Here is a 15,374-nt window from a genome sequence, read left to right as displayed (position 1 = left end):
AACAACGAGAGATTGCACTCTTCACGTGGCTATCGCAGTCCGGTAGCCTACGAATCAACACACGCCCACCTGTCCGCCTGACCGGGGCAAGCTCAAGGGACACCACATTCACCACTGGGCTGATGGCGGGCCGACCGAGCTGGGCAACCTGGTCCTGCTCTGCGCCCACCACCACCGGCTCCTGCACCGCTCCGGCTGGCAAGTCCGCATCGCCGCCGACGGCCTACCGGAGTTCCTTCCACCCGTGTTCCTGGACAAACGCCGAAAACCCCGGCGCAACAACCTCCACCAACCACTGCCATTCGCGGCATGAACAAAACGGGACAGGCCCGCAGCCAACCGGCTACGGGCCTAACCCACGCGCTACACAAAGGTCCACCCGGCACCCGGCACCCGGCACCCGGCACCCGGCACCCGGCACCCGGCACCCGGCACCCGGCAGAGCGAACATCAATCGTCGCCTCGGTGCAACCGTCCCGGAAACCAACTCCGCCCGCTCACCGACTCATGTCCGCTCCCGAAGCTGCACAAGCAAGGCGTCGAGAACGCCATCACCCACAAGCGCCTGCCGGACACCCCACCGGTTCGTGTTGCCGGTCTTCACCGCCTGCGCCCGCGTCACCAAGTCGTCCGCACGAGCGGTGAGCCGCGAAGCGCGAGCCACCTCGCCCCGCGAAGACGCCGCGAGCGCGTCCAGCCGGGTCACCAGCGCGTCGCCCCACAACGTCGTCGCGTCCAGCCACGGCCCCGCCTCCGCGACGAACGCACTCTGCACACCCCCACCGCGGATCACCCCGGCCGCATCGCGGATCTGGACCGCGTACGCGCGCAGATCGGACAAAGCATGGTGGTCACCACCGTTCCACCGCGACCAGAACGCGGCAGCCCGGGCGGCCAGCACCGGGGCCTGTGGCTGCCACGGCGTCGGGCCGAACGTCGGCGCGAGGTGCTCGAGGTCCGCGAAGACGGCCAAAGCGGCGGATGCCCGCGGATCACCGCCCGCCAGACGCGCCAACGCCTGCGGCCACGACCGCGCAGGCGCGTAACCCGCGTCGTTCCACGCGAAGTCCGCGGCGCCGAACTCGGCGACCTCGCTCGCTGCCTCCTGGTTCATCGGGTTGGCGACGATTCCGTTGAGGTACCGGGACAGCCCTGCCTCCCGCTGTGCGTAGGGCGCGAGCAGCAGCCGACCCGCCGACTGCTCGTAGTCGTTAACCGGATAGTTGTCCCACAGGAACACCTTGCGCCCGTACACCGCCGATACCTGAGCGGCCTCGTCCGTGGTCACGCTCGGCGGGACGACGTCGGTTCCGGTCCACTGCACCACCACCGACGGGTCGAGGTGCTCACGCAGCTCGGTCTTGTACGGCGAATCCTTCAGGTCGCTGTACTCCGTCGGCACCGTCTGCAAAGGACGGACGCCGTCGTGTGTCCGCACGAACTTCTCGGTGATCGTGTTGAGCAGCGAGACCTGGGCCGTGCCGGCCGCCGCCTGGCCGGGCGCCCCGAAGGCCACCTGGTCGGCGTCACAGTTCCACTTCGTGTACGAGATGTCGTCGAACGGCATCGAGAACGACCGGACGCCGAGGTCGTACACCGCCTGGAACTTCGCCTCGACCGCCGCGATGTCCGCCGGCGACGAGAAGCAGACCGAGACGCCGGGCGAGAGCGCGTACGTGAACTCGACGTGGTGAGCCACGGCCGACCGCACGAGCTGCCCGAGCGTGGCCAGCTCGTCCGCCGGGTACGGCTCACGCCAGCGCGCCCGCAGATACGTGTCGTCCTTCGCGCTGTAGATGTACGTGTTCGCCTTGACCTCGCCGAGGAAAGCGATCTGCCGAAGCCGGTCCGCGGTCGTCCACGGCGGACCGTAGAAGCCTTCGATCGACCCGCGCAGCGCCATGTTCGGCCAGTCGCGCACGGCCGCGCCGCTCACCGCCCACCCGCGTCCCGCGCGGACGAACAGCTGCCGCAGCGTCTGCACGCCGTAGTACTGCCCGGCGCCGTCGCGGCCGGCGATCGTGATCCCGGCCCGGGACACGCTCAGCGCGTACCCCTCGGCCTGCGAGGGCGTTTCGTCCGACGCCCCGCCGAGGCGCACGGTCAGACCGTGGCCGCCGGAAGTGATCCGCTGGACACCGTGGTCGTGCAACAGCGAGGTCAGCAAGTCCTTCGCCGCCGCGTCGGTACTGCCGTCGGTGACGAGCGCGACCGACGACGGCAGTGACACGTCCGCGGACGTCCGGGTGATCTGCTGCGGCGTGGGTGAAACGACGGGTACCGCGCCACTCGCGGCGGCGGCGGGCCCGGCGGCGGTGAGGGTGGCGGCGGTGAGGGTGGCGGCCACCGTGACGACGGCGGCGAACAGAGCTCGGCGGCGGGTCATGACTCCCTTTCAGCTGGCTGTCCGGTACAACGCGAAAGTGGCCAGGTACGGCGTGGCGCGGGACTGCGTGACGACGACGCGAAGGTGCGCGGTGGTCACCGGCGCGGGCAGCGTGACCAGGCGGGTGTAGCCGATCGTGGTCACCGTGGCGAGGGTCTGCCAGGTGCCGCCGACCTCGGCCTGCACGAGCGCGCCTTCCACGTGCTGGCCGCGGGTGATGTCCTCGCCGAGCCGGATCTGGTCGAATGTGACCGGCCGCGGCAGCCGGACGTCGAGAGGACGGTCCAGGGGTTCCGCCGTGGTGACCGACGAGTCCGTGACGGCACCGGGAGCACCAACAGCGAGGTTGCGGCCCTCCGTCCGGGCGATGGCCCGGCCGAACCCGGCCAGCGCGGCGGTGTCGGCGGGCGCGATCCGACCGTCCGGCCCCGGTGGCACGTTGAGCAGCAGCGACGAGTTGCGCCCGACCGTCCGGCGGTAGATCTCGACGAGCTGCGCGGCGGACTTCGGCTGTTCGGAAGGGTGGAAGAACCAGCCGGGCCGGATCGAGACGTCCGACTCCGCGGGCGCCCACTGCAAGTACCGCACCGACGGATCGGCCAGCTTCTGCCGCGACCCCAAGTCGGCCGCGGTCGCGCCGCCGAGGAACAGCTCTTCGTTGTGCGCGGTCCGAGGGTCCCCGGTGGTGGGGAGCGCGCTCCACTCGGTCTCGCGCGCCTGCCCGGCCTCGTTGCCGACCCAGCGCACCCCTGCGGGCCCGGCGAAGGTGACGGTGTCCGGGGACAGCGCGTGAATCATCTTGAACCACGTCGTGAAGTCGTAGGTTTCGCTGATCCCGTGGTCGCGCCAGGGGTTCGCGCCGTCCAGCCACAGCTCGTCGATCGGGCCGTACTGGGTGAACAGCTCGTAGATCTGGTTGAGGTAGTAGGCGTTGTAGTCGTCTTCGTCGACGGTGAACCTCGGCAGCTTGCCCAGAACAAGAGCGGCCGCGCGGTCGTCGTGCGGCACGAGCGTCGGGATGGTCCGGCGCGTGACCGGGCTGTTCGTCCCGTAGCGGCCCTGCCCCCGCGGCGCGCTCGCGCGGTCTTCGTACGTGGCCTGTTCTTCGATGCTCAACGGCTGCCCGGCCGCAACCTTCGCTTCGATGCGCCGCACTTCGTCGGCGAAGAACGTCTTGGGCAGCTCCGCGCCGTCGGCGGGCGACAGGTAGACGCCGACCTTGAGCCCGGCGGCGCGCGCGGAGTCGACGTAGTCGCGCAGGATGTCGCCGCGCGGGTTGGCGCAGCGGGTGTTCCGCGTCTGCCAATAGGCGGACGGGTCCTGGTTCCGCGCGGCTTCGGCCGCGTCGCGGGCCGGGTCGGCGCACCCGGGGGTCAGCCACCACGGGCTCGCGACCACCGAGTGGTTGGTGTAGCGCGTCGGGTAGAGGACGAAGCCGTCGTGGTGCTTGGCGGTGAGCATCACCTGCGTGACGCCGGCGGCCTTGAGGGACCGCATCCACTGGGCGGTGTCGACGGCCGGCGGCGCGAAGGTGGACTCGTGCTCGGCGCCGGAACCCCATTCGCGGCCGGTGAAGGTGTTCATCCCGAAGTGGGTGAACGCCGTGACCGGCCGCTGCTGCCAGGCCAGCTGCCCCTTCCGCGGGATGACGGCCGCGGCCTTCGCGACGACGCGGTCCGGGCTGTCGCAGGAGCGGACGGTCATGATGGTGGCCGGCCGGATCGGCCCGGCGCACCCGTCGGCCCCGGCGGCCGGAACCGCCACCACCGTGCCGGAAACGACGGCGACCGCGAGGACCAGACCGCGAAACGTCATGACTCTCCTGGTGACGGACCGCGGCCACGAGCCCGGCGGCGGCGAGACGGGGTGGACGATCGCCAGACTAGGTCGGCGATCCATCGGATGTCTAGACCTGACCAGTTGACAAAGAGTGGCGTGAACTTGTCACGGATCCGGCTTTCGCGGGAGATTGATCCGATGGGTCAAGGGGAAGCGTCCGGTCCGGTAACCTGATGCCCGTGTTCACGAAGTGAACAGCGATTCCAGACTTCCGGCGGAGGCTTCCCGTGACCAAACCGACGCGGTCCCCGGACGCCCGTGCCGACCAGGCGGACATCCAGGCGGTGAGCCGGGTCAGCCAGATCCTCTCGCTGTTCGACCCGGCGACCCCCGACGTCACCGCCGCCCAGGTCGCCGAACGGCTCGGCCTGAACCGCACCACGGCGTACCGGTACTGCACCTCGCTCGTCGCGGCCGGCCTGCTGGAACGCAGCGCCGACGGCGGCTACGTGCCCGGCGGGCTGCTCCTGCAGCTCGGCGCGTTCGCGATCGGGCACCGCCGCGTCGTCAACCTCGCGCCGCGGCACATGCAGGCGCTCTCGCGCGCCACGCAGACCAGCGTCGTGCTCAGCCTCTGGGGGCTCACCGGCCCGGTGGTCTCGCGGGTCGAGGAGAACGCCTCGACCATCGTCATCGTGTCCGTGCGGGTCGGCAGCCACCTGCCGCTGGACACCGCGCAGAGCAAGGTCTTCCTCGCCTACCACGCCGACCAGCTGTCGATGGAACGGCTGATCGGCACCCTCTCCGGCACCGCGCGCGACGAACTGCGGGCCGACGTCGAACGGGTGCGCGCGGCCGGCCACTGCTCGGCCATGAGCACGCCCGGCATCGTCGCGGTGGCCGCGCCGGTCTTCGACGAGTACGGCATCTGCGCCACGATCGCGATCGTGGGCCCGGACAACACGCTGTCGATGGGCGACGACACGCCCGAGCTGCGGGTCGTGGTCGACACCGCGCGCGAGCTCACCCACGAACTGGGCGGGCACTACCGGCCCGACGACGTCCAGCGCGCGGTGTAGGGCAGCCACGCCGGGGACGGCGCCGGCGGGACGTCGGCGTACTCCCGTGTTCCGGCGAGCGCGCTGCCGATGAAGTCGTCGCCGACCCCGGAAACGCCGTCCACCAGTTCCCGGAGCACCGCGGGCCCGCCGATCCACAACGCCGTGACGACCTCTACCGCCCGGGCGCCGGAGGCGAGGAACCGCAGCACGTCCGTCGCGGTGCGGGCGCCATTGGTGCCGATGATGGGTACGTCGAGCCGCTGGAACGCCTTGCTCACCCAGTAAAGGCTCATCGGGAGGCACCCCGGTGAGCTCCACGCACCCCACGACCCGAGCACCGAGCCGCCGTCGAGATCGGGCAGGAAACCCGGGTACCGGCCGACCAGCCCGACCGCGTCGGCACCGGCCGAGCGGGCGGCCCGGGCCAGCGCGACGACGTCGGAGGCCTGGCCCGGGAGCTTCACGAACAACGGAACGCCGACGGCCGCGCGCACCGTCCGCACGGCGGCAGCGACACCGTCCACTTCGGTCAGCTGACGCACCGCACGCGCCTCGCGGCCGTGCGGCGCACCGATGTTCAGCTCGACCGCCGGGACCACCGCAGCCAGCGCACGCCCGATCCGCGCGGCCGCGGCCGGGTCGCCGAGGGTGATGCTGCCGACCACCGGGCAGTCCCGCGCCGCACCGTGGGCCACGCCCGCGGCCAGGATCTCGAGCCAGTCGTCCAGGTCCACCTGCGCCAGCCCGGACCGGTTCAGCAGGCCGTCACCGAGGTAGGCCTGGCCCGGAGGCCGCACTCCCCGGTCGCCGGAGACGAAGGCGTAGTCCGCGATGTCCAGCTGGCGCCGGGCCGCCGCGCTTTCGTTCACCGACTTCGCCACGACGGCACCGGCGCCCGCGTCGACGCAGGCGACGATGCCGTCGAGGGTCATGGTCAGCTCGGACGAGCCGACCCACACCGGGTTGGCGGCGGCCAGCCCGCAGATGTCCATTCAGGACAGTGCGGGAATCGTGCTGTCGTCGGCCATGTCGACGTCCTTGGTCTCCGGGCCGAGGAAGCCGCCGAGGCTGATCAGCAGGCCGGCGAGGACGATGAGGACACCCGGGGCGAGGTGCGCGGGCATCACCCCGTCGAACCGCTGCAGGTAGAACTGGTAGAACGCCGGAGCGATGAGCGCGAGGCTGTAGCCGACGCCGTAGCCGGTCGACCGGATGCTCGCCGGGAACCGTTCGGTCAGGTACGCCGCGATCGGGCCGAACGTGCCGACGGTGAACACCCCGATGAGCACACCGAAGCCGAGCGCCGCGCCGAAGCCGCCGTTCGAAGCCATCAGCAGCGTGTAGGACCCCGCGCCGACCACGACCATCGCCAAGCCGTAGCCGATGTAGAACCGGCGCCGGCCGATGCGCTGGGACAGCACGCCGAACACCGGGTAGGACAGCGCGGCGGCCGCGTTGATCACGAGCATGGTCATGGTGACCTCTTTGCTCGACAGGTCCAGGTGCGCCTTCAGCTGCGCGGGCGTCACGGCGGCTTCCATGTTGGTCGCGAGCCACGTGCCGGTCATCAGGATGAACACCTGGCCCAGCGCCCGCGGGTACTTCTTCACCAGCCGCACGAACGGGAGCTTGTGCTTCTCGCCGGTCAGCTCGGCCGGGGGCTCGTGCACCTGCTTCTGGTAGTAGCGGAACAGCACGGCCGCCAGCGCCGCGCCGACGAAGAACGGGATTCGCCAGCCCCACTGGACGTACGCGCTGTGCAGCCCGACGGAGGGCAGCAGCTGCAGCATCAGCAGCGTGATCGCGGCGATCACCGCGTACGCGGCCGGCGAGGTCGACGTGATGATCGAGGCGTAGAGGCCGCGCTTGTGCTTCGGGCTCCACTCCATCGCCAGCGGCACCGCCGTCGTGTACTCGCCGCCGAGGAAGATGCCGTCGACGAACCGCAGTGCGATGAGGATGCCGACCGACCACATCCCGATCGTCTCGTGCCCGGGCAGGCACGCGGTCAGCAGCGTGATGATGCCGAAGCCGCCGACGGCGACGAGCGTCGTGCGCTTGCGCCCGACCGTGTCGGCGAAGTGGCCGAAGATGATCGCGCCGAGCGGCCGGCCGATCAGCGTGGACGCGAACACCAGGGACGCCAGCAGCGCCGTCGTGCTCGCGCTGAGGTTGGCCGCCTGGAAGTACGCCGTCGCCGGGGCCAGCACGACGATCGGCAGGTAGATGTCGAACTGGTCGACGAAGTAGGCGAGCGTCCCGCCGCGGATCGCGGCGCGCACCTTGGTGACGTCCGGGCCGTGCGGGGTGCCGGGACGGGCGGCCGCCGCTGCGGCGCTGGGCGGTGTGGACATCAGCGTCCTCCGTTGCTCCGAACTGAATGTTCACCAAGTGAACGTCAGACACTCTAAATATGCGTCCGTCGATGCACAAGAGCGGTCACAGGGTTGACAGCCGGTCCTATAGTGAACTTTGACTTCATAATGTGAACCGAAAGGCCGCTCATGAGCTCGCGTCCCGCCATCGCCTCCGTCCTGGACGGCTTGGTCGACATGCACGTCCACTCCGGCCCCAGCCCGTTCCCCCGCCGCTTCGACCACGTCGAGGCCGCCCAGGACGGCGCCCGGATCGGGATGCGCGCCATGGTCGCCAAGTCCCACCACCACAACACCCAGATGGACATCCTCGCCATGAAGGGCCGCCTCGCCGACGTCCAGGCGCAGGCCTTCGGCGGCATCGCGCTCAACAGCACCGTCGGCGGGCTCAACGTCCACGCCGTGCGGATGACCCTGCGCATGGGCGGCAAGGTCGTCTGGTTCCCGACCATCTCCTCCGGCCGGCACATCGACTGCCACCCCGAGGACGGCGCCTTCCCGACCACCACCGTCCCGCTGACGCTGGAGCGCATCGACATCGTCGACGGCGAAGGCGTGCTCAAGCCCGAGGCGCTCGAGATCCTCGACGAGATCAAGGAGCAGCAGGCCGTCCTCAACGGCGGGCACATGTACCCGGAGTACATCCGGACGCTGTTCCAGGAGGCGCACGAGCGGGGCATGAAGCGGATGGTCGTCAGCCACCCGGACTTCGTCATCGGCGCCGACCCCGCCCTGTGCCGCGAGCTGATCGAACTCGGCGCGTTCATCGAGCACGAGGTCGGCATGTACGACCCCGAAGGCACCCAGAAGTGGGACCCGAAGAACCTGCTGACCTGGATCGAGGCACTCGGCCCGGAGCACACGGTCCTGGCGTCGGACTTCGGCCAGAAGGCCAACCCGAAGCCGGTCGACGCGTGGCTGCGCGTCGGCGAAGCGCTGCTCGACCTGGGTCTGCCGGAGAAGGACCTGCGGCGGATGGTCCGCGACAACCCGACGTACCTGCTGAACCTCGACGCCTGAAAGGACTCGCCGTGTACGAAAAGGACGATCCCCGCTCGGCGCTGGCCACCGCGGCCCGGCCCGACAGCGGCGCCGCGATCACCGCGGCGCAGTACCTCGACCTGCGCGCGACCCCGGTCGTGCGCGCGCAGAACGTCATCCTCATCCACACCGACGCCCGCGACGGCGACGACCTCGACAACGGCACCCTGGACGGCGAGCTGGCGATCGTCGTCACCGGCGCCTCCCCCGCGTTCACCGTGCTGACCGGCGACGGCGCCACCCGCATCGCCGAACCCGGGCTCGTCGTCGTCCCGCCCGGAGCGTCGCGGATCAGCGTCCACGGCGACGGTCCGCTGGTCCGGCTGGTCGAGGCGACCGAACCGGCCTGGCGGGACCGGGTCGCCAACGCCGACGCGTACGCCGAGGACCACCCGCGCGTCACGCTGCTGGAGCGCTGGCCGGCACCCGCCGAACCGCGTGTCCGCTTCTACCCGCTGTCCGAGGTACCGGACGACCCGAAGCGGTTCGGGCGGATCTTCCGCACCCGGTCGTTCATGGTGAACTTCCTGCCGCTGCAGGACGGGCCGCGCGACCCGCACAAGCTCTCCCCGCACCACCACGACGACTTCGAGCAGCTTTCCCTGGCCGTGCAAGGGGAATACGTCCACCACATCCGCACACCGTGGCTGCCCGACAGCACCACCTGGCGCGAGGACGAGCACGTGCGGATCGGCAGCCCGTCCGTCACGATCATCCCGCCGCCGACGGTGCACACGTCCGAGGCGAGCGACCCGGGTGTGAACCAGCTGATCGACATCTTCAGCCCGCCGCGCGTGGACTTCTCGGAAAAGCCGGGCTGGGTCCTGAACGCCGACGATTACCCCATGCCGTGAGCGGGCGCACCGGTGGCGGGCTGTTCACCCGCGAAGCCACTCCTGTCGGCACCTGGCTGAAGATCGCCTCGACCGAGCCGGCCGAGATCATGGCGTTCGCCGGGTTCGACTTCGTGGTCGTCGACCTGGAGCACGCACCCCTGGACCTGGTGACGGCGTACCGGTTGATCAACACCGCCGCGGCCTTGGGCATGACGCCGATCGTCCGGGTGCCGGACAAGACGCCGTCGACGATCCAGAAGATCCTCGACGCGGGCGCGATGGGCATCCTCGTCCCGCACGTCGACACGGTCGAAGAGGCGGCCGCCGTCGGGCGGGCGTGCCGGTTCCCGCCCCACGGCGTCCGCGGCGCCGGCGGCACCAGCCGGGCCGGAGCATGGGGACTGCGGCCCAACGCCGAGTACCTGGCGGCGGGCAACGACGACGTGCTGTGCATCCCGCAACTGGAGAGCGTCGAGGCGGTCAAGGCCGCACCCGAAATGCTCGCGCTGGACACGGTGGACGCCGTGTTCGTCGGCGCGGCGGACCTGTCGATGTCGATGGGCTCGACACCCGCGTCGCCGGACGTGCTCGACCTGATCGCCTCGGCGATCGCGGCCGCCCACGACGCCGGGAAGCGCTGCGGGCTGGCGTTCGGCGGCGTGCCCGAGAAGGCCGCGCAGGCGGTGCGGGACGGCTGCGACTTCGTCCTGCTCAGCAACGACACGACGATGCTGGCCGACGCCGCCCGCGGCCTGGTCCGGGCGTTCCGGGACGCGACCGCATGACGCTGTCCCTGCCGCGCACGGCGTTGTCGATCGCCGAACTGGACGACCTGGACCACGACGGCGTGGTGCGGTTCGTGCGGGCGCTCGAGGAGTACGGCCACCGCATGGTCTGGATCCCGGAGGTCGCCGGGCGGGAGGCGTTCACGACGGCGGCGCTGGTGCTCGGGTCGACGTCCCGGCTCATCGTCGGCAACGGCGTCGCGCGGGCGCTCGAACGCGTGCCGAAGTCCGCCGGGTCGGCGGCCCGGGACCTCGCGGCGGGCTACCCCGGGCGCTACGTGCTGGGGCTCGGGGTCAGTGGAGCGGTCCGCGAACGCGGGGTCGGACCGCTCCCGTTCCTGCGCGAGTACCTCGACGGCGTCGACAAGGTGGCCACCGGGGTGCCGCGGGTCCTCGGCGCCTACTCGGCGGGGATCACGCGCCTCGCGGCCGAACGCGCCGACGGGCTGATCACGTTCCTCGTCACGCCGGAGCACACCCGCTGGGCACGGGAGACGGTCGGGGCGGACCTCTTCCTGTCCGTCGTCCAGTGGGCGGTGGTGGGCCGGTCGCGCTCCGCCGCCCGCGAGGTCGCCCGGGATCGGCTCGCCTACTACCTGACGCTCCCCCACCAGATCGCGAAGCTGACCCGGCTCGGCTTCACCGAAGCGGACCTCGCGCCACCGGGGTCCGACCGGCTGCTCGACGCGCTCGTCGCGTACGGCACGCCCGGCCAGGTGCGCGATGCGGTGCGGGCGCAGTACGACGCGGGCGCGACGCAGGTGGCCTTGAGCCTGGTCGGACCGCTGGACGACGCGAAGCTGGACGCCTACCGCGCACTCGCCGAAGAGGAGAACTGATGCGCACGGCCGAAAAGGTCATCATCACCACCGCGATCACGGGCTCGGTGAACATCCCGTCGCAGAGCCCGTACCTGCCGCTGTCCGCCGACGAAGTCGCCGACGCCGCCCTGGCGGCCATCGAGGCCGGTTCGGCCATCGTGCACCTGCACGCCCGGGAGCCGGACGGGCGGCCGACACCCGATCCCGACGTCTTCGAGAAGATCGTCGGGCGGATCACCGCGGAGACCGACGCCGTCATCAACATCACCACCGGCGGCGCGTCCTCGATGACGATGGACGAACGGCTCGCGGCCGCCTACCGGCTGCGTCCGGAGCTCGCGTCGATGAACATGGGATCGATGAACTTCGTCTACTCCGGCATCGCGGACAAGGTGACGGAGTGGAAGCACGACTGGGAAAAGCCGTATGTGCTCAACACCTACTCGAAGCCGTTCGTGAACACCTTCGACAAGATCGAGCACACGCTGCGGACCCTCGGCGAGTCCGGGACCCGGTTCGAGTACGAGTGCTACGACATCGGGCACCTGTACTCGCTGGCGTACTTCGCCGAGCTCGGGCTGGCGAAACCGCCGCTGCTGATCCAGGGCGTGTTCGGCGTCCTCGGCGGGATCGGCGCCGACCACGCGAACCTCGAGCACATGGTCCGCATCGCGGACAAGCTCTTCGGCGACGACTACGCGTTCTCGGCGTTCGCCGCCGGCCGTGACCAGCTGGGCTTCGGCACGCACAGCGCGTGGCTCGGCGGGCACGTGCGGGTCGGCCTGGAAGACAGCCTGTGGATCGGCAAGGGGAAGCTCGCCGAGAGCAACGCCCAGCAGGTCCGGAAGATCCGGGCGGTGGTGGAGGATCTCGGCAAGCCCATCGCCACCCCGGCCGACGCCCGCGCGATGCTGGCACTGCGAGGAGGAGAAGCATGAGCTTGCTGACCGGAAAGGTGGTCCTGGTCGTCGGGGCCAGTTCGGGCATCGGCGCGGACGCCGCGCGGGTGTTCGCCGAGGACGGTGCTTCGGTGATGCTGGTTGCGCGGCACGAGGAACCCCTGGCCAAGCTCGCCGCGGAGCTCGGCGACTACGACGTCGCGTATACGACGGGTGATGTTTCTTCGGCGTCCGATGTGGACGAGTTCGTCTCGGCGACGGTCTCGCGGTTCGGCCGCCTGGACGGCGCGTTCAACAACGCGGCGATGGGCGGCGGTGGACGTCTTGACCAGGTGCCCGAAGCGGACTTCGACCGGATCATGGCGGTGAACGTGAAGGGCACGTGGCTGTGCCTGCGCGCGGAGGTCGCCGTGATGGAGCGCCAGGGCGCCGGGTCGATCGTGAACGTCAGCAGCATCGGCGGCGTGCGCGGGAGTTCGGGCATGGGCGCGTACCAGGCGACGAAGCACGCGGTGATCGGCCTGACCCGCACGGCCGCCCACGACTTCGGGCCACTGGGCATCCGCGTCAACGTGATCGCGCCAGGCCCGACGGAGACGCCGATGCTGGCCGAGCTGCGCCGCACGATCCCGGGCGGCGTGGAGGCCCGCATCGCGGCGACGCCGTTGCGGAAGGTGGGCACCGGGGCGGAAGTCGGCTCGACGGCGGCGTTCCTGCTGAGCGACCGGGCGAGTCACCTGAGCGGAGTGGTCCTCCCGGTAGACGGCGGCTTCACGGCCTGACCAGTCAGCCGTCGTCGGCTGACACCTGTACCTGGAACCGATGGCGGCGTTTCCGCCGGAACCCACCGAGCCAAAGCGGATTCAGGTACAGGTCCGACCGTTCCTGCGCGATCAGCGCGAACTCGCGCAGGTACGGCCAGACCGGTGTGCCCTTCTGCTGTGTGTCACGAAGAGCCAAGAGCCCGCACTTCTCCGCCGCGGCGACTACTCGCACTGCAGTCAGCCCCCACAGCGCGATCGAATCTCGCATCGAGACGTACCGTCGGCAGCAGAGAAATCCCAGCATGTTGAGCGACGAGAGTGCATGGTTGGCCGACCGAAAGTCTTCGGCGGACAGTTCGCCGACCATCGTGCCACTTGCATGCGCCTCGAAAAGCACCGCGCGTCCGTGCTGATTATCGCCCAAAAGCTGGCGTTCGTGCGCGTCGAGCAGGAGGTCCCGGCGCGATGTTCGCCGGTTGTAGACGAACACGAACGTGCTGACCAGCACCGCGATGAACGAGACGACGACAGCCATGCACGGAGGATGCCCGACAACTGTTGGTGCGACAACAACCGACCGGCGTTCACTCCAGGTCCGGGATCAGCTCCCCGATCAACCGGATGCTCTTCAGCACCTTCTCGTGCGGGATGCCGCCGATCTGCTGGAGGCACATCAGCCGGTCGATGCCCAGGTCCGCGTACGCGCGCAGCTTCTTGCGGCAAGTCTCCGGGCTGCCCACGATCAGCGAGTCCTGCGCGCTCAGGACCTCGAACACCTCTTCGTCGCGCACCTGCTCGCCCTGGAGGATCCGGGCGATCAGGAGGTTGGCTTCCGACGGTGAGTTCGCCGCCTCGCCGCGCAGGAAGTCGCCGGTGAGGCCCGGGGACTTCATCAGCTCCTCGTTGCGGGCGTTGGCGCGCACGAACTCCGTCGCCGCTTCGAAGAACGTCAACGCCGTCACCGTGTACCAGGCCGCGGCCGCCGCCGCGCCGTTGCGCATCGCTTCTTCGTCCGTGTCCGCGCAGTGGACGAACGTGAAGAACCCGACCTGGTCGTTGACGAACGCCCCGACCGGCGCCGTGCATTCCGCGGCGGCCGCGCGGTACAGGCCGATCAGGCGGCTCGCCCGCTCCAGCGACTCCCACATCGTCGTGCCCAGCACGCCCACCCCGCGACGGCCGGCCTCCTCGAACGACGCCGGGCTCGCCGCCGCCTGCCAGAGCGGCGGGTGCGGCCGCTGCAGCGGCTTCGGCCCGATCGGGACGTCGTCGACGCGGTAGTCGTCGCTCTCCCACGAGAACCGCTCGGACGTCCACATCTTCGGCACCATCTCGAAGGCCTGCCGCGTCTGCGCGCGAGCGTCCTCCGGCTCGATGCCGAACAGGCGCCACTCCGGAATGGTCGACCGGGTCAGGCCGAGCTCCACCCGGCCCCCGCTGAGGTGATCGAGCGTCGCGGCCCGCTCGGCGACGCGGATCGGGTGGTTGAACCGGCCCGGCGCGAGCACCGCGGAGTGCCCGAGCCGGATCCGGCTGGTGCGCTGCGAAAGCGCGGCCAGCATCAGCTCGGGCGCCGACGACAGGCTGAACTCCCCCGCGCCGTGGTGCTCGACCTGCCACCAGCACCCGTAGCCGAGCTCGTCGGCGAGAACGGCCTGTTCGATGGCCTGCCGGAACCGCAGCTGTTCGTGCCCTTCGGGCCACGGCCGCGGGTTCTGGATCTCGTTGAACAGGTCGATCTTCATCCACGGCCTCCGCTTCGTCGGGGTCCCGAAAGATCAGGCACCGAGAAATCAGACGCCGACAGCGACCACGTCGTTACGGATGGTCACCCGGACGGAGCAGCTTGGTCACCACGGCACCGGGCCGTCCTCGTTGAGGAACGCACCGGTCGGTGCGTCCGCTCCCCTGGCGGCCAGGTCGAGGATCACCTTCGCGCCCTGTTCGGCGGTCCGCGGTCCGGTGTGCCCGTTGAGGTCGGTCGCGATGTGCCCCGGCGTCACCGCGTTGACGCGCACGTGGGCGAGCTCGGGACGCGCCGCGAACGCCGTCGCGTAGCGGACCGTGGCCATCACCAGTGCGCTCTTGGCGGAGGCGTACGCGATCGTGTCCGTGGCCGCCGCGAACGTCGAACCCGGTGCCGTCGTCAGCGCCAGGGATGCCGTCGTGCTGGCGACGTTGACGATCTGCGGCCGTTCGGCCGCGCGCAGCAGGGGCAGCAAGGTGTGGATCATCGTGACCGCGCCGAACAGGTTCGTCTCGAACGTCCGCCGCAGGTCCGCCGCCGTCAGCTCGGCGGGCTCGGTGCGGAAGACCGCGCCCGCGTTGTTGACCAGCAGGTCCAACCGGCCGTACCGGCCCCGGATCAGGGCGGCCACCTCCTCGGCGTCCGCCGTCGACGTGACGTCCAGCCGGACCGGTGTGACCGGATCCGGCAGCCGGGCGGCCGCTTCCGCGCCCTTGGCCGGGTCGCGGCTGCCGAGCAGCACCGCCCACCCGAGCCGCGCGAGCCCCCGCGCGACCTCGAAGCCGAGTCCTTTGTTCGCACCGGTCACCAGTGCCACCCGAGAAGTGCCCATGGCGCGAGCCTGGGTCACCGGCGCCGGGCGGACCAGGCCGCGCCAGGG

Annotated in this window: 14 protein-coding genes and 1 pseudogene; 8 read left to right on the top strand and 7 right to left on the bottom strand. The window is 70.5% G+C overall.

Annotation, left to right across the window (positions count from 1 at the left end; translation table 11 throughout):
* Positions 1-94 precede the first annotated feature (94 nt).
* Positions 95-313 (top strand): annotated as a pseudogene (locus tag AB0M83_RS39755) (HNH endonuclease signature motif containing protein); the annotation flags it as partial.
* A 192-nt stretch (positions 314-505) separates the two neighbouring features.
* On the opposite strand, the gene AB0M83_RS39750 reads toward AB0M83_RS39755, so the two are convergent.
* On the bottom strand, positions 506-2,386 hold the full coding sequence (locus AB0M83_RS39750) for a beta-N-acetylglucosaminidase domain-containing protein (protein WP_364525538.1): 1,881 nt from the start codon (positions 2,384-2,386) through the stop codon (positions 506-508).
* Positions 2,387-2,395: 9 nt separating this feature from the next.
* On the bottom strand, positions 2,396-4,201 hold the full coding sequence (locus AB0M83_RS39745; RefSeq protein WP_364525536.1) for an alpha-L-fucosidase: 1,806 nt from the start codon (positions 4,199-4,201) through the stop codon (positions 2,396-2,398).
* Between the two features lie 251 nt (positions 4,202-4,452).
* Here AB0M83_RS39745 and AB0M83_RS39740 point away from each other — a divergent pair, with 251 nt between their 5' ends.
* On the top strand, positions 4,453-5,244 hold the full coding sequence (locus AB0M83_RS39740; RefSeq protein WP_284740686.1) for an IclR family transcriptional regulator: 792 nt from the start codon (positions 4,453-4,455) through the stop codon (positions 5,242-5,244).
* On the opposite strand, the gene AB0M83_RS39735 is transcribed toward AB0M83_RS39740, so the two are convergent.
* Positions 5,211-6,218, bottom strand: coding sequence for a hypothetical protein (locus AB0M83_RS39735; protein WP_364525534.1), 1,008 nt, complete (start codon positions 6,216-6,218; stop codon positions 5,211-5,213). The genes AB0M83_RS39740 and AB0M83_RS39735 overlap by 34 nt on opposite strands.
* Entirely contained in the window at positions 6,219-7,580 is a 1,362-nt protein-coding gene (locus tag AB0M83_RS39730; RefSeq protein WP_364525532.1) for an MFS transporter, read from the bottom strand.
* Positions 7,581-7,730: 150 nt separating this feature from the next.
* Between AB0M83_RS39730 and AB0M83_RS39725 the strand changes: the two genes are divergently transcribed.
* From AB0M83_RS39725 to AB0M83_RS39700, 6 genes are read left to right on the top strand one after another with little or no spacing between them, the layout of a single operon-like run.
* Positions 7,731-8,621 (top strand): DUF6282 family protein, encoded by an 891-nt coding sequence (locus tag AB0M83_RS39725; RefSeq protein WP_364525530.1) that lies wholly within the window; start codon positions 7,731-7,733, stop codon positions 8,619-8,621.
* A gap of 11 nt (positions 8,622-8,632) precedes the next feature.
* Positions 8,633-9,496, top strand: coding sequence for a hypothetical protein (locus tag AB0M83_RS39720; RefSeq protein ID WP_364525528.1), 864 nt, complete (start codon positions 8,633-8,635; stop codon positions 9,494-9,496).
* Positions 9,493-10,263, top strand: coding sequence for an aldolase/citrate lyase family protein (locus AB0M83_RS39715; RefSeq protein WP_364525526.1), 771 nt, complete (start codon positions 9,493-9,495; stop codon positions 10,261-10,263). Before AB0M83_RS39720 ends, AB0M83_RS39715 begins: the two co-directional genes overlap by 4 nt.
* A complete protein-coding gene (locus AB0M83_RS39710; protein WP_364525523.1) occupies positions 10,260-11,102 on the top strand; it encodes an LLM class flavin-dependent oxidoreductase in 843 nt (280 codons plus the stop codon). The genes AB0M83_RS39715 and AB0M83_RS39710 overlap by 4 nt, the downstream gene beginning before the upstream one ends.
* Positions 11,102-12,022, top strand: coding sequence for a 3-keto-5-aminohexanoate cleavage protein (locus tag AB0M83_RS39705; protein ID WP_364525521.1), 921 nt, complete (start codon positions 11,102-11,104; stop codon positions 12,020-12,022). Before AB0M83_RS39710 ends, AB0M83_RS39705 begins: the two co-directional genes overlap by 1 nt.
* Positions 12,019-12,765: an SDR family NAD(P)-dependent oxidoreductase gene (locus tag AB0M83_RS39700; protein WP_364525518.1), complete on the top strand. Its 747-nt coding sequence runs from the start codon at positions 12,019-12,021 to the stop codon at positions 12,763-12,765. Before AB0M83_RS39705 ends, AB0M83_RS39700 begins: the two co-directional genes overlap by 4 nt.
* Positions 12,766-12,769: 4 nt before the next feature.
* Here the strand turns inward: AB0M83_RS39700 and AB0M83_RS39695 are convergent, their stop codons facing one another.
* The 3 genes from AB0M83_RS39695 to AB0M83_RS39685 form a co-directional block, all read right to left on the bottom strand.
* The gene (locus AB0M83_RS39695) at positions 12,770-13,282 is read right to left on the bottom strand and encodes a hypothetical protein (RefSeq protein WP_364525516.1); all 513 of its coding nucleotides are present in this window, start codon (positions 13,280-13,282) and stop codon (positions 12,770-12,772) included.
* 49 nt (positions 13,283-13,331) lie between these two features.
* Positions 13,332-14,492: an LLM class flavin-dependent oxidoreductase gene (locus tag AB0M83_RS39690; RefSeq protein ID WP_364525514.1), complete on the bottom strand. Its 1,161-nt coding sequence runs from the start codon at positions 14,490-14,492 to the stop codon at positions 13,332-13,334.
* 105 nt (positions 14,493-14,597) lie between these two features.
* The gene (locus AB0M83_RS39685) at positions 14,598-15,326 is read right to left on the bottom strand and encodes an SDR family NAD(P)-dependent oxidoreductase (RefSeq protein ID WP_364525512.1); all 729 of its coding nucleotides are present in this window, start codon (positions 15,324-15,326) and stop codon (positions 14,598-14,600) included.
* Positions 15,327-15,374 lie beyond the last annotated feature (48 nt).

This window comes from Amycolatopsis sp. NPDC051106 (genome assembly GCF_040682775.1).
GTDB lineage: Bacteria > Actinomycetota > Actinomycetes > Mycobacteriales > Pseudonocardiaceae > Amycolatopsis.
This window is presented reverse-complemented; position numbering and strand designations above follow the sequence as displayed.

What these genes read in the sequence shown, in the direction of transcription:
- AB0M83_RS39750 (WP_364525538.1), bottom strand. Translation starts at nt 2,386, where the DNA reads ATGACCCGCCGCCGAGCTCTGTTCGCCGCCGTCGTCACGGTGGCCGCC.
- AB0M83_RS39745 (WP_364525536.1), bottom strand. Translation starts at nt 4,201, where the DNA reads ATGACGTTTCGCGGTCTGGTCCTCGCGGTCGCCGTCGTTTCCGGCACG.
- AB0M83_RS39735 (WP_364525534.1), bottom strand. Translation starts at nt 6,218, where the DNA reads ATGGACATCTGCGGGCTGGCCGCCGCCAACCCGGTGTGGGTCGGCTCG.
- AB0M83_RS39730 (WP_364525532.1), bottom strand. Translation starts at nt 7,580, where the DNA reads ATGTCCACACCGCCCAGCGCCGCAGCGGCGGCCGCCCGTCCCGGCACC.
- AB0M83_RS39725 (WP_364525530.1), top strand. Translation starts at nt 7,731, where the DNA reads ATGAGCTCGCGTCCCGCCATCGCCTCCGTCCTGGACGGCTTGGTCGAC.
- AB0M83_RS39710 (WP_364525523.1), top strand. Translation starts at nt 10,260, where the DNA reads ATGACGCTGTCCCTGCCGCGCACGGCGTTGTCGATCGCCGAACTGGAC.
- AB0M83_RS39705 (WP_364525521.1), top strand. Translation starts at nt 11,102, where the DNA reads ATGCGCACGGCCGAAAAGGTCATCATCACCACCGCGATCACGGGCTCG.
- AB0M83_RS39700 (WP_364525518.1), top strand. Translation starts at nt 12,019, where the DNA reads ATGAGCTTGCTGACCGGAAAGGTGGTCCTGGTCGTCGGGGCCAGTTCG.
- AB0M83_RS39695 (WP_364525516.1), bottom strand. Translation starts at nt 13,282, where the DNA reads ATGGCTGTCGTCGTCTCGTTCATCGCGGTGCTGGTCAGCACGTTCGTG.
- AB0M83_RS39690 (WP_364525514.1), bottom strand. Translation starts at nt 14,492, where the DNA reads ATGAAGATCGACCTGTTCAACGAGATCCAGAACCCGCGGCCGTGGCCC.
- AB0M83_RS39685 (WP_364525512.1), bottom strand. Translation starts at nt 15,326, where the DNA reads ATGGGCACTTCTCGGGTGGCACTGGTGACCGGTGCGAACAAAGGACTC.